The 20,190-nt window shown below is 66.7% G+C and carries 18 protein-coding genes; 10 read left to right on the forward strand and 8 right to left on the reverse strand.

Annotation, left to right across the window (positions count from 1 at the left end):
* Window positions 1-43 precede the first annotated feature (43 nt).
* Window positions 44-2,326, forward strand: a complete 2,283-nt coding sequence (locus C5B99_RS15655) for an FdhF/YdeP family oxidoreductase (protein ID WP_104244155.1) — start codon at window positions 44-46, stop codon at window positions 2,324-2,326.
* A 12-nt stretch (window positions 2,327-2,338) separates the two neighbouring features.
* Here the strand turns inward: C5B99_RS15655 and C5B99_RS15660 are convergent, their stop codons facing one another.
* The 6 genes from C5B99_RS15660 to C5B99_RS15685 all read right to left on the reverse strand — a co-directional run bounded on the left by C5B99_RS15660 (window position 2,339) and on the right by C5B99_RS15685 (window position 8,119).
* Window positions 2,339-3,310, reverse strand: a complete 972-nt coding sequence (locus tag C5B99_RS15660; RefSeq protein ID WP_146082029.1) for a helix-turn-helix domain-containing protein — start codon at window positions 3,308-3,310, stop codon at window positions 2,339-2,341.
* Between the two features lie 269 nt (window positions 3,311-3,579).
* Entirely contained in the window at window positions 3,580-4,215 is a 636-nt protein-coding gene (locus tag C5B99_RS19075; protein WP_146082030.1) for a hypothetical protein, read from the reverse strand.
* 156 nt (window positions 4,216-4,371) lie between these two features.
* The gene (locus tag C5B99_RS15670) at window positions 4,372-4,632 is read right to left on the reverse strand and encodes a DUF3253 domain-containing protein (protein WP_104243765.1); all 261 of its coding nucleotides are present in this window, start codon (window positions 4,630-4,632) and stop codon (window positions 4,372-4,374) included.
* Window positions 4,629-5,450: an alpha/beta fold hydrolase gene (locus tag C5B99_RS15675; RefSeq protein WP_104243767.1), complete on the reverse strand. Its 822-nt coding sequence runs from the start codon at window positions 5,448-5,450 to the stop codon at window positions 4,629-4,631. Before C5B99_RS15675 ends, C5B99_RS15670 begins: the two co-directional genes overlap by 4 nt.
* A 109-nt stretch (window positions 5,451-5,559) precedes the next feature.
* Window positions 5,560-7,092 (reverse strand): APC family permease, encoded by a 1,533-nt coding sequence (locus C5B99_RS15680; protein WP_219819530.1) that lies wholly within the window; start codon window positions 7,090-7,092, stop codon window positions 5,560-5,562.
* Window positions 7,093-7,210: 118 nt separating this feature from the next.
* Window positions 7,211-8,119, reverse strand: a complete 909-nt coding sequence (locus C5B99_RS15685) for a LysR family transcriptional regulator (RefSeq protein WP_104243769.1) — start codon at window positions 8,117-8,119, stop codon at window positions 7,211-7,213.
* A 121-nt stretch (window positions 8,120-8,240) separates the two neighbouring features.
* Between C5B99_RS15685 and C5B99_RS15690 the strand changes: the two genes are divergently transcribed.
* From C5B99_RS15690 to C5B99_RS15710, 5 genes are all read left to right on the forward strand, one after another.
* Window positions 8,241-8,738 carry a YjbQ family protein gene (locus C5B99_RS15690; protein ID WP_104243771.1) on the forward strand — a complete coding sequence of 166 codons (498 nt, stop codon included), beginning with the start codon at window positions 8,241-8,243 and terminating at the stop codon, window positions 8,736-8,738.
* A complete protein-coding gene (locus C5B99_RS15695) occupies window positions 8,735-10,216 on the forward strand; it encodes an L-fuculokinase (RefSeq protein ID WP_104243773.1) in 1,482 nt (493 codons plus the stop codon). Before C5B99_RS15690 ends, C5B99_RS15695 begins: the two co-directional genes overlap by 4 nt.
* 69 nt (window positions 10,217-10,285) lie before the next feature.
* Window positions 10,286-11,092 (forward strand): sugar phosphate isomerase/epimerase, encoded by an 807-nt coding sequence (locus C5B99_RS15700; RefSeq protein WP_104243775.1) that lies wholly within the window; start codon window positions 10,286-10,288, stop codon window positions 11,090-11,092.
* Entirely contained in the window at window positions 11,089-11,823 is a 735-nt protein-coding gene (locus C5B99_RS15705; protein WP_104243777.1) for a triose-phosphate isomerase, read from the forward strand. The genes C5B99_RS15700 and C5B99_RS15705 overlap by 4 nt, the downstream gene beginning before the upstream one ends.
* Complete coding sequence (locus C5B99_RS15710) at window positions 11,820-12,587, forward strand: SDR family oxidoreductase (protein WP_104243779.1); 768 nt, start codon at window positions 11,820-11,822, stop codon at window positions 12,585-12,587. Before C5B99_RS15705 ends, C5B99_RS15710 begins: the two co-directional genes overlap by 4 nt.
* Window positions 12,588-12,706: 119 nt before the next feature.
* On the opposite strand, the gene fdhA is transcribed toward C5B99_RS15710, so the two are convergent.
* Window positions 12,707-13,921: a formaldehyde dehydrogenase, glutathione-independent gene (gene fdhA / locus C5B99_RS15715; RefSeq protein WP_104243781.1), complete on the reverse strand. Its 1,215-nt coding sequence runs from the start codon at window positions 13,919-13,921 to the stop codon at window positions 12,707-12,709.
* A gap of 258 nt (window positions 13,922-14,179) precedes the next feature.
* Between fdhA and C5B99_RS15720 the strand changes: the two genes are divergently transcribed.
* The gene (locus C5B99_RS15720; protein WP_104243783.1) at window positions 14,180-15,037 is read left to right on the forward strand and encodes an SDR family oxidoreductase; all 858 of its coding nucleotides are present in this window, start codon (window positions 14,180-14,182) and stop codon (window positions 15,035-15,037) included.
* 197 nt (window positions 15,038-15,234) lie between these two features.
* On the opposite strand, the gene C5B99_RS15725 is transcribed toward C5B99_RS15720, so the two are convergent.
* A complete protein-coding gene (locus C5B99_RS15725; RefSeq protein WP_104243785.1) occupies window positions 15,235-16,410 on the reverse strand; it encodes an FAD-dependent oxidoreductase in 1,176 nt (391 codons plus the stop codon).
* 53 nt (window positions 16,411-16,463) lie between these two features.
* On the opposite strand from C5B99_RS15725, the gene C5B99_RS15730 reads away from it, so the two are divergent.
* From C5B99_RS15730 to C5B99_RS15740, 3 genes are all read left to right on the forward strand, one after another.
* Window positions 16,464-17,006, forward strand: a complete 543-nt coding sequence (locus C5B99_RS15730) for a TetR/AcrR family transcriptional regulator (protein ID WP_104243787.1) — start codon at window positions 16,464-16,466, stop codon at window positions 17,004-17,006.
* 181 nt (window positions 17,007-17,187) lie between these two features.
* Window positions 17,188-18,711 carry an APC family permease gene (locus tag C5B99_RS15735; protein ID WP_104243789.1) on the forward strand — a complete coding sequence of 508 codons (1,524 nt, stop codon included), beginning with the start codon at window positions 17,188-17,190 and terminating at the stop codon, window positions 18,709-18,711.
* Window positions 18,712-18,837: 126 nt separating this feature from the next.
* A complete protein-coding gene (locus C5B99_RS15740) occupies window positions 18,838-20,076 on the forward strand; it encodes a saccharopine dehydrogenase family protein (RefSeq protein WP_104243791.1) in 1,239 nt (412 codons plus the stop codon).
* Window positions 20,077-20,190: the final 114 nt, after the last annotated feature.

Consider the following 20,190-nt stretch of genomic DNA (forward strand, 5'->3'; position numbering starts at 1 on the left):
CGGCGTGGCGCGCATCGTCGAGAACATCGACGAGACCGCGGCCATGTTCTCCGAGCCGAAGATCACCGCAGTCGGCATCCCCGCAGTGCTCAACTCGCTCAAGGTGACGACGGCGCAGATGGGCCCAGCCCGCACAGCCCGCACCCTGCTGCGCATCAACCAGAAGGACGGCTTCGACTGCCCCGGATGCGCGTGGCCGGAGGGCAAGCACCGCAGCCCGGCCGAGTTCTGCGAGAACGGCGCGAAGGCCGTCGCCGAGGAGGCCACGAAACGGCGCGTTCCCCCGAGCTTCTTCGCCAAGCACTCCATCGAGGAGCTGCGTACCTGGGACGACTACTCGCTCGGCCAGCAGGGCCGCCTCACGCATCCGATGCTCCTCGAGGAGGGCGGCACGCACTACCGGGCCGTGAGCTGGGACGACGCGTTCGACATCATCGCCGACGAGTTCGCGCAGATGTCGAGCCCAGACGAGGCGATCTTCTACACCTCCGGCCGCACCTCGAACGAGGCGGCGTTCGTGTACCAGCTGTTCGTGCGCGGCCTCGGCACGAACAACCTCCCCGACTGCTCCAACATGTGCCACGAGTCGAGCGGTTCCGCACTCGGCGAGACGCTCGGCATCGGCAAGGGCTCGGTGAGCCTCGAGGACCTCCACGAGGCCGACCTCATCATCATCGCCGGCCAGAACCCCGGCACCAACCACCCGCGCATGCTCACCGCGCTCGAGAAGGCGAAGCTCAACGGGGGCAAGATCATCGCCGTGAACCCGCTGCCCGAGGCGGCGCTCATGCGGTACGAGAACCCGCAGACCGTGCGCGGCATGGTGCTCGGCGGCACCGCCCTCAACGACCTGTTCCTGCAGATCAAGCTGGGCGGCGACCAGGCGCTCTTCCAGGCTCTGGGCCGCATCCTGCTCGACGCAGAGGAGGCGAACCCCGGCACCGTCTTCGACCACGACTTCATCGCCGCGAAGACGTCGGGCGTGGATGCGTACCTCGAGTCCCTCCGCACGCTCGACTGGGCCGAGGTCGAGACCGCGACCGGCCTGGGCGAGGCGGAGATCCGCGAGGCCGGTGAGCTGCTGCTCGCCTCGAAATCGACGATCGTCTGCTGGGCGATGGGCCTCACCCAGCACAAGCACTCCGTGCCGACACTGCGCGACTGCGTCAACCTGCTGCTCCTGCAGGGCAACATCGGCAAGCCCGGCGCGGGCGTCTGCCCCGTGCGCGGGCACTCGAACGTGCAGGGCGACCGCACGATGGGCATCTTCGAGCGGATGCCGGAGTCGTTCCACGACAAGCTCGACGCCGAGTTCTCATTCGCGTCTCCCCGCGAGCACGGCTACGACACGGTCGAGGCGATCCGCGCCATGCGCGACGGCAAGGCCCGCGTCTTCATGGCCATGGGCGGCAACTTCTCCAGGGCGACACCCGACACGGCAGTGACGGAGGCGGCCATGGAGTCGCTTGCCCTCACGGTGCAGGTATCGACGAAGCTGAACCGCTCGCACGTCGCAACGGGACGCCGAGCGCTCATCCTCCCCACCCTCGGCCGCACGGAACGCGACCGGCAGGCGGGCGGCACGCAGCGCGTGACCGTCGAGGACTCCATGAGCGCCGTGCATGCCTCCCACGGGCGGCTCGAGCCGGCAAGCGATGAACTGCTCAGCGAGGTCGCCATCGTCACGATGCTCGCCGAGCGGGTCCTCACCCGTTCGCGCTCGAACGTGCCGCAGGTGAACTGGGCCGAGCTGCGCGCCGACTACGCGAACGTGCGCGCATCCATCTCCCGGGTCATTCCCGGGTTCGAGGACTTCGAGGCGAAGATCGACGAGCCCGGCGGGTTCGTCCTGCCGAACGGGCCGCGCGACGGCCGCGACTTCTCGAGCATCGGCGGCACCGCGAAGTTCACGGCCAACGAGCTCGAGTACCCGAAGGTCCCCGAGGGGCGCCTGCTGCTGCAGACGCTGCGCTCGCACGACCAGTTCAACACCACCATCTACGGCAAGGACGACCGGTACCGGGGCGTGAAGAGCGCCAGAAGGGTCGTCTTCGTCAACGAGGCGGATGCACGGGACCGCGGCCTCGTCGACGGCGACCACGTCGACATCGTGTCGGAGTGGCCCGGCCGCGACGGCTCGCTCGAAGAGCGCCGCAGCGAGCGCCACCGCATCGTCGTCTACTCCACCCCGCGCGGCTGCGTCGCCGCGTACTACCCGGAGACGAACGTGCTCGTGCCGCTCGACTCGACCGCCGATATCAGCAACACGCCGACCTCGAAGTCGATCGTCGTTCGACTGGAGCGAGCTGCGGCCGAAACGCGCTGAGGAAACTGGCTCTCAGCGCTTGACCCTGGGCGCAGTGCGGATTTCCCGAGGCGAGCGGTTGAAGATGTCGCGGAGGGCGCGTCTCATCGTCTCCTTCGACGGGAAGCCACTGGTCACCCAGACCTCTTCGATCGACAGCTGGCGTTGCGTCTGCAGGAGAGTCTTCGCCGTGTGCGCACGCTCCGAACGGATGAGCTGCGCAAGGCTCACATCGCCGGAGTCCGACATCACCCGGTCAGCCGTTCTCCGCGAAATGCTCAACCCCAGGGCTATCGAGTGTGGAGTGAGCGCGGGATCCTGATGCCGGAGACGCACGATCGCACGAATCTCGCCGGCCAGGTCCCTGGAGACGTGGTTGCCAGTCTCGAGGAGCTCCAACACGAGCGACCGCGCCATCGATCGGAGGAGACTCCGCATGTTGTGGATCGTCAGGACATCGTCCACGCGCGGGTACCGAACGAAGGACTCGAGCATCGGCCGCATCATGTCGAGGATCGGCGACCCAAGCTCCCTCTTCCCCGGCCGGATGGAGGCCGCCAGAGAGGGCAGCACCTCGCGAGCATCGAAGGCGAAGAAGATTCCCTCGAAGTGGTTGTCGCTGCTCATGAGCACTGGAGTGCTGCCCGGGAGCACGAGCCAGACTCGATCTTGTATCTTCAGCGTGTTCGAGGGGCCCGATTCCACGTTCAGCACGCCCGATCGAGGGAAGATCATCAGCACTCGCCTCCGAGCAGACGCCCGCGCCCTTGTCCAGGAGGCAGCGAATGCAGTCGTGGTGACCTCTGCAGCGAAGTAGTTCTCCATGGTCAGAAGCTGCACGTCAGAGATCAGAGGGGCCGAGTACCGAACGATTTCCACACCGATCGACTCGAGGCCCCACGTCTGCGGCGAACCCCTGAACCGAAGGACGCTCCTCTTGTACCCTGACGGATGTTCCACGTCCTGGCGTGCGTCTCGTCGAGAGGAATTGACGTTCACGGTCACCGAATCTTTACTCACATGAAGAGAGCCGTGGAAACCCTCGACCCACCATCTCGCTCCGACCAGAGTCGGCGGTGAACTGACCGCTCGACAGAGAGCGAACAGGGTTGCCGCCACTCGGCTGCAGGACTGCTCGGACGACCCAGAGGAACAACCTCATCGAGCCTGCCGTGGGCACGCCAGGACCAACCCACGCCCTCCATAGCCTTTCCGAGTCCGAGTCCGAGTCCGCGTCTGCGTCCGCGAACGACCCTCGAGGCTCGCCCCCAGCGCTAGTTCGTTGTCATGGTGGTGCACGAGGTGGCGAAGACACCGCTTCGCTGTGCGCACTGACCGGCGACGAAGTCGTTCTCACCCGCCCAGCAGATCTGGACGCCGTTGTACTGCTGATAGTTGTTCACCTGGAACTCATGCCCCTGGCTCGGGTAGATCCGACCGCCGGACGACACAAAAGTCCCGGTGAAGGTGGTTTTGAAGGCGTAGTAGAGCTGCCCCCCGATGACCCGAGTCTCGCCCGTCGGCTGGAGGTTGGTCCAGCTGGAACTGCCGGTGTTCGTGAAGGTCAGACCCGGCACGGTCCACCAGTAGATGATCGAGAAGCTCTTGACGTCGCCGGGCGTGACGCCACCTCCACCTACTCCTCCGGTCTGGGTGTTGGTGGCACTCACCGTGTACCTTCGAGGATTGCTTGTCTGCTGCAAGCGGATTCCCGTGCTTCCACCGCGCACTTGGCTGCAGTTCACCGACGCGCTCGCACTGGGAGCCTGTACCGCGAGTGCGAGCACCGGCACCGTCCAGGCGGCACCTTGCACGATCTTCCGCCGGGAGACACGGTCGCTTTCGCCCGCACCGCCGCGGGAAATCGACTGGCCATGCTTATCGAGCGTGTTCTTAGGGAGAGATTTCACCTTCACATCATGCTGTTCCGGTCAGTCGCTCATGTCGTCCTGGCTGAGATTGCGCGACACCTGGCCGAAATTGTGCCGATTATCCCCGAACGGGTACCAACAGCACGAGGGAATGCCACCGCATCGTGGCCACTTCCCCCCTGGGCGGTGAGGGCCTCAGGCTCGGCGGCGGATGCGGATCGGCCCCTTCGCCGAGGCGCCGTCGACGACTTCGCCGCCCTGGGTGATGTCGACGTCGCCGGCCGCCACGAGGCGCAGCGCGGCTGCCCTCGCCGCGTCCATCTCGCCGCGCCACTCGTCTCCCCCGACGGCTCGCGCCGCCTCGGACGGACAGATGGTGGCCCCTTCGGCCCGCTTGGCGAGCAGCTCGAGGATCACACGCTCGAGCTGCTGATCGCGCTGCGAGGCCGGGGTCACAGCAGCCGCTCCGCGAGGACCTTCGCCGTCGCCTCGGGATGCACGCGGTGCCCGACCGACTCGGCGACCTCGACGAGCTCCGACCCCGGCAGCGTCTCAGCCAGCCGCCTCGCGGCGCTCGCGAGGAACGGGAACGTGTCGCCGCCCACGACGATCGTCACGGGCACCTGCACGTCGACCATCGCCGCCGTCGGCGTCGACACCTGCCGCACGAGCTGCGCGTCGTAGACCGTCGACTGCGCGAGCGGCATGAGGCCGGGGAAGATCGGGCTCTGCCGAATCTGCTCGACGAGGGCAGGGTCGAGTCCAACCCCCTCGAGCTGGAACGTCGAGACCGCGGTAGCCGCCTCGCCCTCATCGACGAGCCGCTGTAGGCGCTCGGCGAGGTCGGGCGCCGGCTCGTGCTGCCCGAACCGGAACGGAGGCTCCGACAGGAACAGGTGCTGCACGGGAACGCCGAGGGAGGCGGCGAAGAGCGCGAGCACGGCCCCGGAGGAATGCCCGACGACGCTCACCTGGCCGCCGACCGCGCCGATGACGGCCGCCAGATCTTCTGCTTCACGCTCTGGCGCCGACGGCTTCGTATCACCGCTGTCGCCGCGGGCGCGACGATCATAGGCGACGGCCGCGAAACCGGCCCTGACGAGTGCCAGCGCGAACTCCGTCACGTCTCGCGCCGTCGAGAACGCACCGTTCACGATGAGCACCACGGGCCCCGAGCCGCGGATCTCGTAGGCGATGCGCGTTCCATCCGCCGACAGGACCGTCTCGCGATCGACGCGAACCCCGCCCGTGCCCGGCTCTTCTGCTGCGACCATGTTCCTGCTCCCTCACCCTTGAGCGCTGCCGTCGGCCCTCCAGCGAATGCGGGCCGCGAGGCAAGTCTGCACCCTCGCGGCCCGTCTGAGGCGTTTCCTCCTCGCCTCGTTACCGAGCGGCAGCCAGTTCCTCGTCTGGGTGCTCACGCGCGTAGTTGGAACCAGCGTGGCCCGTGCTCAACCGCTTCCTGAGCACCAGCAGCCACCAGAGGAATGCCAGCCCGAGAGCTCCTGCGAACACGAAGCCGTTGCCAGCGAACGCGGGGAGGAACAGCAGTGCGATCTCGACGATCAGGAACACCACGAGACTGATGATGAGCAGCGGTCGCCTGGCGCGCCCGAGATCGAAGGTGCCCGGTTCTGGCGCCGGGATACGGCCCTTGTACGACGCGATCAGCAGACCGATCGTCTGCAGGACGTAGGTGCTGAAGAACGCAAGCGTCGCGATGCCGAGGAAGTAGTTGAAGGCGGCGGGACTGACGAGCGCAGACAGGAGCAGGAGCACCGAGACCACCCCGAGCGTGAGCACTGCTGTGGATGGGGTCTTGCGGGTGGGGCTGACGTGGCGGAGCGCTTTCGAGAACGGCATCATGTTGTCCCGCGACATCGAGTAGAGCAGCCGGGTGCCGACCAAGACGTTGGCGAGCAGGCACACGAGGATGTTGGTGAGCGCGATGGCGATGACGATCTTCGAGACGACGGGGCCGAGCTGCTGCGAGATGATCTCGTCGATGGGCGCCGAGGAGGCGAGCACTCCCGCAGGGTCCTTGATCGCGAGCGTGTACACGAGGTACATGGCGAACTCGATGATGCAGGACGCCGCGAACGCGTAGAACATGGTGCGGGGGATGACGCGGCGCGCGTCCTTCGTCTCCTCCGCCACGTCGGCGACCGCTTCCACCCCGACGAGTCCGAAGAACGGCCCGAGGGATGCGGCGAGCCATGCCAGCAGGTACGGAGTCGCGTCATCGGGGCTGTTGCCCTCGAACAGCGACGAGAACGGCTGCGCGTTGCCAGGGATGACGAAGGCCACGAACGCGATCACGAGTGTGACGCCGATGGTGACGACGAACTCCAGGCCCACCCCGATGTTGTTGATGAGCGTCGCGAGCCGGACTCGGTAGGCGTTGATGAGCACGCATACGACGACGACCGCGATGGCGAGGAAGATCTGGTTGGGCTGCGAGAGCTCCCAGCCGAAGACGCTGCCGAGATAGCCGGCGAACACGTAGCCGAGGCTGGTCATGCCGCTGGTCCAGCCGATGAGCGCCGCGAAGCCGGTGAACCAGCCGAATACCGGCCCGTTCAGTCGGCTTGTCCACTGGTAGGCGTAGCCGGCGAGGGGGATCTTGGCCGAGATGTCAGCCGCGATGAGCGTCCAGAGCAGGAATACCGGGATCGCGATGAACAGGGTCCAGATGAATGGAGCTCCCGCATTCGAATAGCCGGCCGCGAATCCGGAGAAGACCGCCGTGGTCGCGCTGATCGTCGAGAATCCGATTGCGAAGGATGCGATCTTCCCAACAGATCTATCGAGTTTCTGGTCATACCCGAATTCCGCGAGCCGCGCATCCTCGTCCGTGCCTGAACTCGATGGTTCAGGCAGAGGATCACGCCTGGACCTTTTCAGTGGATTTATCACTGCATCTCCTCGCCTCTTTGCGTGGAACGACCATGATCCGGCCGTGTCCTTGGAGACAGTGAACCCAGTGGCCCAGCACTCTGGAAGTCCGGTCCTCTTATGGATTGATAACTCTGGTCTATCGGTCCGAGTCCGATTGCCGCACCTGCGCCCGGTCGAGCATGCGCTGGACGAGTCTTCGCGCGGAGGGTGACACCCGGTCGGGGTGCCAAGCGAGCGCGGAGTAGCTGACGGGCCTGTCCACGATGGGAACGAACGTGATGCCCGGCCGGTCGTAGAGCCTGGTCATCGACGAGGTCGTGAAGCTCACGCCGATGCCGCGGGAGACCATCGTCGTCTCGGTCTCGTAGGTCGCAGCCTCACCGGCGATGAGCGCCGGCTTGCCGTGTCGCGCGTCGGCAGCCATCCAGTAGTCGCGCCAGTCTCCTGCCGACTCGGGGGCGACGATCAGCGGCTCGTCGAGGAGCTCCTCGATCCGCAGCTCGCTCTTGCCCGCGAGCCGGTGCGCCCTCGGCAGACAGGCCACCCAGGTCTCCTCCTCCACCACTGCGATCTCCAGCCCGAACGCCCCGACAGGAGGGCGGATGAGCGCGATGTCGGACTTCCCACTCGCGAGCCCGGCCGTCGGGTCGGCGAAGTCGTATTCCGTCATCTCGATCGTGATGCCCGGCAGGTCCCGCTCCACGTCTTCGAGCAGGGTGAAGAGGAGATCCGCTCCCGTCCCGATGAGGTACCCGATGCGCACTTCGGCGTGATCGATGAGCGTCGAGGCGATGTCGAGGGTCTCGTCCACAGCGCGCAGCGCCGCACGCACATGGGGGAGCCACTCGCGTCCGAATGCGGTCAGCGTGACGGACCGGGTGTCGCGGTCGAAGACCTTCGCGCCCAGCTGCTCCTCCAGTTGACGGATGGCGGAGGAGAGGGCGGGCTGGGTGATGAAGAGCTTCTCGGCAGCTCGCCGATAGTTCAGGTCCGCTGCGACCGCGTTGACGTAGCGAAGCTGCCGCAGGGTCACGTCTCCGGTCATCGCTCCTCCAAGAGTCAGTGATAGATGCAGCTTATGAACTCATCGTAGCTTCGTCTTTCCGCTCGGAGAGATTCGAGATCAGGATGAAGTCACTCACACGACTTCATTTGAGGAGCAGAACATGGGCGTTCACAGCGGGTCGCATTCGATCGACACACCCGCGCGGCAGGAGTTCTTCGACATCACCGACGAGGCGCAGACGTTCCTCGCCGAGCTCGGTGCCAGAAATGGACTCCTCACCGCCTACACGGCGCATACGAGCTGCACGGTCTTCCTCCAGGAGGAGTCCGAAGACGTGACGTATTACGGCACGCAGCTGATTCTGCAGGACACACTCAACGTCCTCGCGAAGATCGCTCCCCCTACTCGCCATGAGGGCCAGTACCTGCATCCGGGGCCAATCCACATCGAGAACGCCGCCGCGCTGCGGGATGAGCTGCCCGAATGGGGCCTCAACACCGACGGTCACATCATCTCGTCGATCCTCGGCCGTTCCGAGGTCATTCCCGTCGTCGATGGCGCGGCCGTACTCGGTGGGTTCGGACGCATCTACTTCGGCGATCTCGACGGTGTGCGCCCGCGCACACGCGTCGTGCACTTCCAGTTCATGGGTGAATGACGATGCTCGTCTACGCCATCGACGTCGGCACCACCAACCTCAAGGTCGTGCTCTATGACGAGCGGCTCGCGGTTCTTGCGAGCGCATCCGGGCCCGTGAGCTACGAAAGGTCAGGCGACCGCGTCGAGTTCGATGCCGAAGCGCTGTTCCAGACCATCCTGGCGCTCGTGGCGGATTGCGCGCGGCGCGCGGCGGTGACGACTCGTGAGCACGACGCAGTACTCGCGTTCACGGGACAGGCGGAGTCGCTGGTTCTCGTGGATGCCTCCGGTCGTCCCGTACGTCCAGCCCTCTCCTGGCTGGATAGCAGAGCCGGTGTCGAGGCCGAGCTCATGGCTGCGTCGTTCTCAGCTGACGCCGCGTTCGAGACCAGCGGGCAGCCATTCGCGTCAGCTGCCTGGCCCGCGGCCAAACTGCGCTGGCTCCGAGCGCACGAGCCGGAGACGATGGCGGGAACCCACGAGGTGCTGATGGTGAAGGACTATCTCATCCGCTGCTTCACTGGTCGCAGCGTCGGCGAGGTCTCGACACGTGGTTTCACGTACCTGTGGGATGTCCGACGATCCGAGTACTGGGCAGAGATGCTCGAGTTCTGCGGCATCACCTCGGACCAGCTGCCGGAGGTCGCCGCTGCCGGCTCCGACGTCGGCCCAGTCATGCCGGATGTCGTCGCTCAGCTGCCGGAAGCTGTCGCGTATCGGGTGAACGTGGGGGCGCTCGACCACTTCTGTGCGATGGCAGGAACCGGCTCCTACCGGGCTGGCACCATCAGCGAATCAGCCGGAACGGTGCTCTCGCTCTCGATGCTCGCGAGCGACTGGCGCTTCGATCCCAGCCGCAGGATCTCGTTCCACACCGGGCTCCACCCCGACGACATCGTCCTCTTCAACGGCGCAGACAGCGGAGGGGTTGTTCTCGAGTGGTTCAGAAGGGAAGGTCTCCAGAACCTCTCCCATGCAGAGCTCGAACGCGAGCTCACCTCCCGATCGGCGTTGGGCGTGCCCGTCTTCCTGCCCTACCTGACAGGCCTGAATCCGCCCGATTACCTTCCGGATGCTCGCGGAGCTTTCGTGGGCATCTCTCTCAGCCATGACCGCTTCGACCTCGCCTACGCGGTCGAAGAAGGCCTCGCCCACCTGTTGAAACGCAACATCGACTCTTTCACTGGAGCGCGTGCGCAGCAGATCGTGTCCACCGGCGGTGGCACTGCATCGACCTTCAGGAACCAGCTCAAGGCGGACGTCTGCGAGGTGGACGTCGTCGTCCCCAACGAGCGGGAGGCGACCTGCAGAGGCGCCGCGGTGCTCGCCCTCGTCGCGGCAGGAGAGCTCGCGAGCATCCACGACGCGGCGAAACTCAACCCACCGCTGACCGCGCGCTACCAGCCGTCTCACGGGCGGTCCAGGACCGAACTCGTCAACCGTGCCGAGCGCTACGCGCTGTTCGAAGACTCCCTGCAGCGCCTCTACGCGACCTGACACCTGCACCAGCGTGCAGACGACGACCTGAAAACCACCTCACACGAGGTCGAGAAAAATGGAGTGAAGATGAAACTGTGCTGCTCGTCGCCGATGGTTCCCGGCGCGACTCTCACGGAGAAGGCGGAACGCCTCTCGGCCTGGGGGTACGACACGATCGCGGTCTTCCAGCCGTTCGCCGATTGGAACGACGGCGTCCGGTCGGAGCTCGGCGAGCTCGAGTCGCGAACCGGGGTACGTCCAGTCGAGTTCGTGCTCACCGACGACGTCTACGGCAACGCCATGTCCCCAGACGCGGATCTCCGGGACCGATGCCGAGGGATGTACCTAGAGGCGGCATCGGTCTGCGCTGAGCTTGGCCTCGTCACCGAGATCGAGTTCGAGTACGGCGCCCAGAATCCCTTGCCCCTCTTCGACCCGTTCCTGCAGCTCGACTCCCGCCAGCAGGAGGGCTTCCTGAACTTCTACGCCCAGATGCTCGACGTCGTTGACGGGACCGCCGGGCGCGTGCTCCTCGAACCGCTCAACCGGTACGAGAGCCGGTACCTCAACCGCGCCTCTGACAACATCCACCTCCTCGAGATGATCGACCATCCGAGCGCCGGCCTCCTCCCGGACACGTTCCACATGTCGATCGAGGAAGCGGACATCGCCGCGACGCTGCGTCAGTGCGGTGGCCACGTCAAGCAGGTGCACCTCGGGGAGAACAACCGACTCCTTCCAGGTCATGGCTCACTCGACTGGCCCTCGATCATCGGAGCCCTCCGAGACATCGGATACACGGGCTCGCTGAATCTCGAATGCTCCACTCACGGTGATCCGGAGCGGAGCCTGCCGGAGACAGCCCGCTTCCTGCGGGCACTGATCGACGCATGAACAGGCTCCTCACTCCGCCGTTCTTCGAGATCGGACCGAAGAACCTGCTGCGTCAGACCGAGATCGAGGCGCTGGCCGTCGCAGCGGGAGCGGCGGGGGCCGAACACGACGTCGACGTCGTCCTGACCGTCCCGAACGCACTCGTCACGCGAACCGCAGAGCTCGATTCAGGCGTGCTCGTCTTCGCGCAGGCCATGGACGCGGACACGATCGGCGCCACCTTCGGTTCCACGACCGCGGAGGCGCTCGTCGACGCGGGCGCCGACGGCGTCATGCTCAATCACGAGAGCCGCCAACTCGACCCAGGAACACTCGCCGAAACCGTGTCCCGTGCTCACGAGGTTGGGCTGCTCACCATCGTCTGCGCTGGCACGATCGGCGATGCCGTTCGCTTGTCGCTCCTGAACCCGACGGCGATCCTCTTCGAACCGCCCGCACTCATCGGGACCTCGGGTGCTGTCAGCCGCTCCTGGATCCCCGAAGCGAATACGGCGGTCCGCGACACCGGCGGGGCAGTTCTCATGATGCACGCGGGAGGCGTCGCCTCCCCCACCATCGCCAGGCACATCATGGCCGCCGGCGCGGACGGCACGGGATCGACGAGTGGCGTGCTCGGTGCGCACGACCGGTCGGACGCAGCTCGCACGTTCATCGCATCCACCAGACAGGGGTTCGACGAGGCACTCGCCTCTCCCCAGCACGTCCACCACAACGAAGGAGACAGAACATGAGCAGAGAACTTGCAGGCAGGACCGCAGTCGTCACGGGTGGCGGCCGAGGGATCGGGCTCACCGTCGCCCGTTCACTTGCCGAGAACGGCGCCGACGTCGCGCTCCTCGATCTTCTCGACAGCGTCGAGGACACCGCAGCACAGCTCGCAGACGAGTTCGGTGTCAAGGCCGTCGGGCGGAGACTCGATGTCGTCGATCAGGACGCGACAGCGGCCGTCTTCGCGGAGATCACGGAACTGCTGGGCACCCCGCAGATCCTCCTCACAGCGGCCGGCATCGAGATCAACGGCGACTCGATCGACGTCACCGCAGCCCAGTGGCGGAAGGTCATCGATGTGAACCTGACGGGGACGTTCTTCTCCGCGCAGGCCTTCGGCGCGGGTCTCCTGAAGTCAGGGCTTCCGGGGAGCGCCGTCCTCATCGCATCCATGTCGGGCTCCATCGTCAACGTGCCGCAGTGGGCCGCCTCCTACAACTCGTCGAAGGCAGCAGTCGCCCATCTCGGAAAATCCCTGGCTGTCGAATGGGCCAGTGCAGGCATCCGCGTCAACTCGATCGCGCCCGGCTACGTCCTCACCGACCTCACCCAGCAGATCATCGACCGCGAGCCGGAACTCCTCGAGGACTGGGTCTCCCGCATCCCGCTCGGCCGCATGGCCACCCCCGCAGACCTCACCGGCCTCGTTCGCTTCCTTGCCTCGGACGCGTCGAGCTACCTCACCGCGCAGCAGATCGTCATCGACGGCGGGTACACGGCGATCTGACCGATCTCGTGTGCTGGCAACCCCACGCACACGGCGGGCCCCACGCTGCAGTCCTCCCTGCAGCATGGGGCCCGCCGCCCTCCACGCTCTGTCGCGGTCTGATGTACCCCCGCGCCGGGCTACTTCACGTAGCCGTTGGGGTTGAGCACGTACTTCTTCGGCGCGCCCGCATCGAAGTCGGCGTAGCCCTTCGGAGCCTCGTCGAGCGTGATCGGCGTCGCCTGCACGGCGTCGGCGATCTTCACCTTGTCGAAGAGGATCGCCTGCATGAGCTGCCGGTTGTACTTCATGACCGGGCACTGTCCGGTCGTGAACGACAGCGACTTGGCCCAGCCGAGGCCGAGCCGGATCGACAGCGAGCCGACCTTCGCCGCCTCGTCCACTCCGCCCGGGTCACCCGTCACATACAGGCCGGGAATACCGAGGGCACCACCAGCCTCCGTCACCGTCATGAGCGAGTTCAGCACCGTCGCCGGCGCCTCGTGCCCCGCATCGGAACCGTGCCCGCGAGCCTCGAAGCCCACAGCGTCCACACCGCATTCGACCTCCGGCACGCCGAGGATCTGCTCGATCTGCTCACCGGGGTCGCCCTTCGAGACATCCACCGTCTCGCAGCCGAACGACCGCGCCTGCGCGAGGCGCTCTTCGTTGAGGTCGCCGACGATGACGCACGCGGCGCCGAGCAGCTGCGCGCTGACTGCCGCAGCGAGTCCCACCGGACCGGCGCCGGCGATGTAGACCGTCGACCCTGGGCCGACCCCTGCGGTGTAGGCACCGTGGAAGCCCGTCGGGAAGATGTCGGAGAGCATCGTCAGATCGAGGATCTTCTCGAGTGCCTGGTCACGGTCCGGGAACTTCAGGAGGTTCCAGTCGGCGTACGGCACCAGCACGTACTCCGCCTGCCCGCCGACCCAGCCGCCCATGTCGACGTAGCCGTACGCGCTGCCGGGGCGGTCCGGGTTCACGTTGAGGCAGATGCCCGTCTTGCCCGACTTGCAGTTGCGACACCGCCCGCACGCGATGTTGAACGGAACCGACACGATGTCGCCGACCTTGATGAACTCGACGTCCGGGCCGACCTCGATAACCTCACCCGTGATCTCGTGACCGAGCACGAGGTCGACCGGAGCGGTCGTGCGACCGCGCACCATGTGCTGGTCGGACCCGCAGATGTTCGTCGTCACGGTGCGCAGGATGGCCCCGTGCCGCACCTGGCGACCCACGTTCGCCGGGTTCACGCCCGGTCCATCCTTCAGCTCGAACTCGGGATACGGGATGTCGATGACCTCGACCTCGTTCGGCCCCTTGTACGCGACGGCTCTGTTACTCGCCATGATCTCTCCTTTGAGTTGAGCGGGTTCTGCATGCGGTGCACACGACGGTGCAACCCTGCGAACGTCTCTGTTACGCAGTGTTTCGAGGCTATTGGCCGCCCTCAGGGCACGCCAGGATTCGGGGCAGATGACCAGCGGATGCACAGACTCAGGCCCGGGTGATCTGCTCCGTCGACTTCCCAGCGCGTTCGGAATACGCCGGATACCCCATCGGTTGTTGTAGCTGCAAGCATCCACTTCTCGGAAGGAACAGCAAGCATGGCAATCGTCATCACCGGCGCGACCGGACAGCTCGGAACCCTCGTCATCGACAGCCTCCTCGAGCGCGGCGCGACCCCCACCGAGATCGTCGCCGGCGGCCGCAACGCCGAGCGACTCGCGCAGCTCGCAGCGAAGGGCGTTCGCACCGCCACCATCGACTACTCGCAGCCCGACACCGCGACCGCCGCCATCAACGAAGGCGACACCGTCGTGCTCATCTCCAGCAGTGAAGTGGGCACCCGCGTCGCGCAGCACGAAGCGGTCATCGACGCGGCGAAGGCCAAGGGCGCGGCCCGCATCGTCTACACGAGCGTCCTCGGCGGCGACCCGGATGCCCTCATCCTCGCGCCTGAGCACGTCGCGACCGAGTCGCTCATCCGCGAATCCGGCCTTCCCTCCACCATCGCGCGCAACGGCTGGTACACGGAGAACTACGTCGCCGACATCGCCCAGGGCGAGACGACGGGGGTCATCGTCAACAGCGCAGGCAAGGGCCGCGTCGCCAGCGCCTCCCGCGCCGACTACGCCGCCGGCATCGCCGCGATCGCGCTCGAAGACGGCCACGAAGGCAAGGTCTACGAGTTCTCCGGCGACAAGGCCTGGGACTTCGAGGAGTTCGCGAAGACCCTCGCCGACGCGATCGGCCGCGACGTCGAGTACCGCGCCCTCACCACGGAGGAGCACAAGGCCGCCCTCACCTCGAACGGGCTCGACGAAGGCACCATCGGCTTCATCACGGGCCTCGACGCGAACATCCGCGACGGAGGGCTCGCCCTGACCACCGGCGACCTCTCCCGAGTGTCCGGACGCCCCACGACGACGCTCGCCGAGACGCTCCGCACCCTCACCGCGTAGGCGGCGCCACCTGAGCAGCTTCACCCGCGGCATGGCCGACGGTCTGACCGACGGTCCGGCTCACGCCACGACGACCCTCGCTTTCGGGATGGGTTTCGCGCCTGCGGATGGCTTGCAGAGCATCCGCAGGCGCGAAACCCACCCGGAGACGGTTGCGGGTTGCGGGTCCGACGCCCCGCGACGGATGCGCACGGTCGCTACCGGAGCGGCTGCGGGGCGAGCGAGCGCGGTCGGCTGATCGAGAACAGCTCGGGAGCTGCACCGGCACCGTTCTCGGCGAGGTCGGCCCCGAGGCGGCCGATCGAGGGAACGAACTTGAACCCCTCCCCCGCGAAGCCAGCGAGCACCACGATGCGGCCGACCCGGTCGATCACGAACCTGGCGTCGTCGGTCGTCGTGTAGGTGCAGCTGATCGGGTCGGCGCTGTCCGCGTCGACGCCGGGCAGCCAGTCCCGCGCGTACTGCCTGATGCCGTCGAGCTGCGCGGACACCGGCAGGAAGTCCCGCGAGTCCGGATCGACGACTGGCCCGACCCCGTGCCATCCCGCCTTGATCCCCTCGCCGGGGGTGAGCATCCCATACACGGGCGAGAGCCACCCCTCGTAGCCGGGCCTCCCGAGCGCCGGCAGGTGGTTGAAGCTCGGCCAGTCGACGTACCCGTTGAACTCGCGGAAGTGCACGGGCGCCTCCTGCGTGACGCGCAGGCGCGGCAGCTCGACGGCCCCGCCGAGCAGCGTGCGGGTCCACGCGTTCACCGCAGAGACGACGACCTTCGCCGTGATCGTCTCGCGCGCGTGACCGCGATGCTCTGCCTCCTCACCCCAGGAGTGCGCCTCGACGACCACGTGTTCGGCCTGCTCGACGACGTTCACTGCTCGCATGCCCCAGCTCAGCTCCGCGCCGCTCGCAGCGGCCAGCTCGGCCATGCTCGTGAGCGCATCCGCGGCCCGCACGCGTCCCGCCCTCGGGAGGTGCAGCACCTCGGTGTCGAAGCGGATGCCAGGCCACCGTTCGCCCGCATCCTGCGTCGAGAGCAGCTCGGCCGGTTCGCCGCTCGCGGAGATCGCGCCGTGCACCTCGGGGCTCGCCGCCCCCGGTCCGTGGTTCACGAGACCAACGAGGTCGAGGATCTGGCGGCCCGAGTCGAGCTCGAGCTCGCCCCACAGCGCCCGAGACTCGTGCAGCATCGCGACGAGATCCGGCTGCGTGTACGACGTGTTGAAGTTGCGGGTCGCCCCGTGGGATGCGCCCATGTGGTGACCGGGCTGGAACTGCTCGAGCAGGCGCACGCGCCTGCCGCGCCTCGCCAGCTGCCACGCGGTCGACAGGCCCATCGCGCCGCCGCCGATGATGAGCACGTCAACGTCAGTCATGACCCCACGCTACCCGCACTCAACTCGGGCGCTTTCCTCGGTACCATGGCGGAATGCTCACCGTCTCCGGTCAGCGGGAGAAGATCCTCACCGCGTATATGAACCTGCTCGTCGACTCCGGCGTGCGCGGGACGACTCTCGAGGCCGTTGGCACCACCTGCAAGCTCTCCAAGGCCGGGGTGCTGCACCATTTCTCGTCGAAGCAGGCGCTCGGGGATGCGCTCCTCGAAGAGCTGCGGGGGCAGGCACGCGTCGACGCCGACAACATGCTCGCCGACCTCGACAACGCCGTCTCGTACTACATCGTCTCGTCGCAGGATCGGGACAGCCTCCTCGAACGGCTCGTGGAAGCGGTGTACCGCCTCGCGCAGACCGGTGACAAGGACGCGCTCGACGTGCTCCGCCAGTGCCGCGCGGGCTGGTTCGACGCCCTGGTTCGGGCTATCGGCGACGCCTCGGTCGCTCGGCTCGTGCTGTTCGTCGGTGACGGCATGAACCACAACGCGCTGCTCAGCGTGGGCTCGGAGAACGAGAAGTTCATCAACGCGGAGTCGACAGCCGAGATCATGGACGCGATCGCGCAGCTGCGCGCCTAGGGCCAGCAGCAGCGCAGCCTGCGGGGCGGGTCGGGTCCCTCGCTCACGCCGACTGCAGCGCCTGCGCGGAAACACAACCGTTACGACGGGATGCGGGAAAACTCTCGGCGCATCACCGACCAAATGGTAAGTTCGTGCTCACTCCGCGAACGCGGCAGGCCCTTTGATGCGGGAGACAACGATGACCAACGCACAGCCTGGCCCCATTACCGAGGCCCTCGCCACCCAGACGCCCATCGGCAAGGGGCTCGCCCCAGCACGACTCGGCATCTGGGGGTCGACCGTCATCGGCCTCGCCTCGACGGCGCCCCTCTTCTCCCTCGCCGCGACCCTCGGCTTCGTCGTGATCGCCGTCGGCGAGCAGGCTCCCATCGCGTTCATCCTCGCGTTCATCCCGATGATGTTCACGGCCTTCGCGTACCGCGAGCTCAACAACGAGCTCAACGACTGCGGCACCGTCTTCACCTGGGCGGCCAAGGCCTTCGGCCCTCGCACCGGCTGGATGTCGGGCTGGGCCCTCGCGGTCGCCGGGATCCTGGTCATGGCGAACCTCGCGGAGATCGCCTCCGTCTACATCCTGCTGCTCGTCGGAGACGGATCGCTCGCCGAGAACCGGGTCGTCGTGACGCTCTTCGGCGCCGTCATCATCGCCGTCATGACGTGGATCTCCATGCGCGGCATCGAGCTGGGCGAGAAGATGCAGGTCGTCCTGCTCGTCATCCAGTACGCGGCCATGGCGGCGTTTGTCGTCGGCTGCCTCGTCGGCTACTTCAACGGCACGGCGCCCGACCCGACGCCCGTCAGCATCGACTGGTTCAACCCGTTCCTCGCGGACGGCACCGGCATGGTGCAGGCGATCATCCTCGCTCTCTTCATCTACTGGGGCTGGGACACCTGCCTCGCCCTGACCGAGGAGACGAAGGACCCGAAGAAGACCCCGGGCCGCGCAGCCGTGCTCTCGACCGTGCTGCTGCTCATCACGTACGTCGGCATCACGATCGTCGTCATGATGTACGCCGGCCTCGGCGAGACCGGCACGGGCCTCGCCAACGAGGAGAACGCGGACGACGTCTTCTCGGTGCTCACCGACCTCGCGATGGGCCCGTGGGGCTGGTTCCTCGTGCTCGCCGTCGCCGTCTCTTCGCTGTCGTCATCGCAGACCACGATCCTGCCCACCGCCCGCGGCACCTTCGCGATGGGCGTGTACAAGGCGCTCCCGAAGCGCTTCGCCGTGGTGAGCGAGAAGTCGAAGACCCCGACGTTCTCGACGCTCCTCATGGGCATCGTCGCGATCGTCTACTACGTCGGCATGAGCTTCGTGTCGAACAGCGTGCTGCAGGACTCGATCCTCTCGATCGGCCTCGCCATCGCGTTCTTCTACGGCATCGCGAGCTTCGCCTGCATCTGGTACTTCCGCACGAGCCTCTTCACGTCGACCCGCAACTTCCTCTACCGGTTCCTGTTCCCGCTGCTCGGCGGCGTGTTCATGGTGTGGGCGTTCTTCCAGTCGGCGATCGACATGGCCAACCCCGAATACGGATACACGACCTTCTTCGGCCTCGGCAGCGCGTTCGTCATCGGCATCGGCTCGTTTGTCATCGGCTTCATCCTCATGTTCGTCTGGGCCGCGATGCCCGGCTCGAAGGACTACTTCGAGAAGCGCACCATCAACCGCCACTCGGCGATCCTCGCCCCGGAAGACTGACCCGCGGCCAGGGCGTCCCGCCTCTCGGCTGGGCACTCGAGCCGCACCGCATGACCTACCAACCGCAAGGTTCACACCGTGGACCGGGCAGCACATCCACCGCACGTGATCAGAGAAAGGCCTTTCGTGCATATCCTCATCATCGGTGCCGGAGGCGTCGGCGCAGCCGCTGCCCGCATCGCGAAGCGACGCAGCTTCTTCGACTCCTGCCTCATCGCCGACTACGACCCCTCCCGCCCGCAGGATCTCGTCGCCGAACTCGGCGACGACCGATTCCGCGCGGCCCAGGTGGATGCGTCCGACCCCGGCGCCGTCGAGGCGCTCGTGCGCGACAACGGCATCACCCACGTCCTCAACGCGGTCGACCCCCGCTTCGTGATGCCCATCTTCACCGGCGTCACCGGTGCCGGCGCGACCTATCTCGACATGGCGATGAGCCTCTCGAAGCCGCACCCCGAGCATCCGCACGAGCAGACCGGCGTGAAGCTCGGCGACGAGCAGTTCGAGCACGATGCGGCACTGAAGGAGCGCGGCGTCCTGGCGCTGTGCGGCATCGGCGTCGAGCCAGGCCTCTCGGACGTGTTCGCCCGCTATGCGGAAGATGAGCTGTTCTCGGAGATCGACGAGCTCGGCGTGCGCGACGGCGCCAACCTCACCGTCGAGGGCTACGACTTCGCCCCGTCCTTCTCGATCTGGACGACCATCGAGGAATGCCTCAACCCGCCCGTCATCTTCGAGCGCGAGCGCGGCTGGTACACGACGCCGCCCTTCAGCGAAGCTGAGGTGTTCGACTTCCCCGAGGGCATCGGCCCCGTCGAGTGCGTCAACGTCGAGCACGAGGAGGTGCTCCTCATGCCGCGGTGGACCGACGCGAAGCGCGTCACGTTCAAGTACGGACTCGGCCAGGAGTTCATCGACGTGCTCAAGACGCTGCACATGCTCGGCCTCGACAGCACCGACCCGGTCAGCGTCAAGGGCCAGCAGGTGTCGCCTCGCGATGTCGTCGCCGCGGTGCTGCCGGACCCAGCGAAGCTGGGCGACCGGATGCGCGGCAAGACCTGCGCGGGCCTCCTCGTGACCGGCAAGGGCAAGGACGGCGAGCCGAAGCAGGTGTACCTGTACCACGTGGCCGACAACGAGCAGACGATGGCGAAGGACAATTCGCAGGCCGTCGTCTGGCAGACCGCTATCAACCCGGTCATCGCCCTCGAGCTGCTCGCGACGGGCGTCTGGTCTGGTGCCGGCGTGCTCGCGCCCGAGGCGTTCGACGCGAAGCCGTTCCTGGAGCTGCTCGGCTCGGCGGAGCCCGCCGGCTACGGTTCGCCGTGGCACGTGCAGGACCGAAGCGCGGCGCTGTCCGCGTAAGCGCAGGGGTCCGCTGACCAACTTCAGTGCGATTTCGGGCCGAAAGCGCTGTTTTGGCGCCGCTCGGCCCGATATTGCACTGAAGTTGGACAGCGACTGCGCAGCCGGGGCGCT

The organism is Pseudoclavibacter sp. Z016 (genome assembly GCF_002931215.1).
In the GTDB taxonomy this organism is placed as follows: domain Bacteria; phylum Actinomycetota; class Actinomycetes; order Actinomycetales; family Microbacteriaceae; genus Pseudoclavibacter.

Coding starts and splice junctions, on each gene's coding strand:
- C5B99_RS15655 (WP_104244155.1), top strand. CDS start 44: ATGTTCTCCGAGCCGAAGATCACCGCAGTCGGCATCCCCGCAGTGCTC.
- C5B99_RS15675 (WP_104243767.1), bottom strand. CDS start 5,450: ATGGTCGCAGCAGAAGAGCCGGGCACGGGCGGGGTTCGCGTCGATCGC.
- C5B99_RS15685 (WP_104243769.1), bottom strand. CDS start 8,119: ATGACCGGAGACGTGACCCTGCGGCAGCTTCGCTACGTCAACGCGGTC.
- C5B99_RS15690 (WP_104243771.1), top strand. CDS start 8,241: ATGGGCGTTCACAGCGGGTCGCATTCGATCGACACACCCGCGCGGCAG.
- C5B99_RS15695 (WP_104243773.1), top strand. CDS start 8,735: ATGACGATGCTCGTCTACGCCATCGACGTCGGCACCACCAACCTCAAG.
- C5B99_RS15700 (WP_104243775.1), top strand. CDS start 10,286: ATGAAACTGTGCTGCTCGTCGCCGATGGTTCCCGGCGCGACTCTCACG.
- C5B99_RS15705 (WP_104243777.1), top strand. CDS start 11,089: ATGAACAGGCTCCTCACTCCGCCGTTCTTCGAGATCGGACCGAAGAAC.
- C5B99_RS15710 (WP_104243779.1), top strand. CDS start 11,820: ATGAGCAGAGAACTTGCAGGCAGGACCGCAGTCGTCACGGGTGGCGGC.
- fdhA (WP_104243781.1), bottom strand. CDS start 13,921: ATGGCGAGTAACAGAGCCGTCGCGTACAAGGGGCCGAACGAGGTCGAG.
- C5B99_RS15720 (WP_104243783.1), top strand. CDS start 14,180: ATGGCAATCGTCATCACCGGCGCGACCGGACAGCTCGGAACCCTCGTC.
- C5B99_RS15725 (WP_104243785.1), bottom strand. CDS start 16,410: ATGACTGACGTTGACGTGCTCATCATCGGCGGCGGCGCGATGGGCCTG.
- C5B99_RS15730 (WP_104243787.1), top strand. CDS start 16,464: ATGCTCACCGTCTCCGGTCAGCGGGAGAAGATCCTCACCGCGTATATG.
- C5B99_RS15735 (WP_104243789.1), top strand. CDS start 17,188: ATGACCAACGCACAGCCTGGCCCCATTACCGAGGCCCTCGCCACCCAG.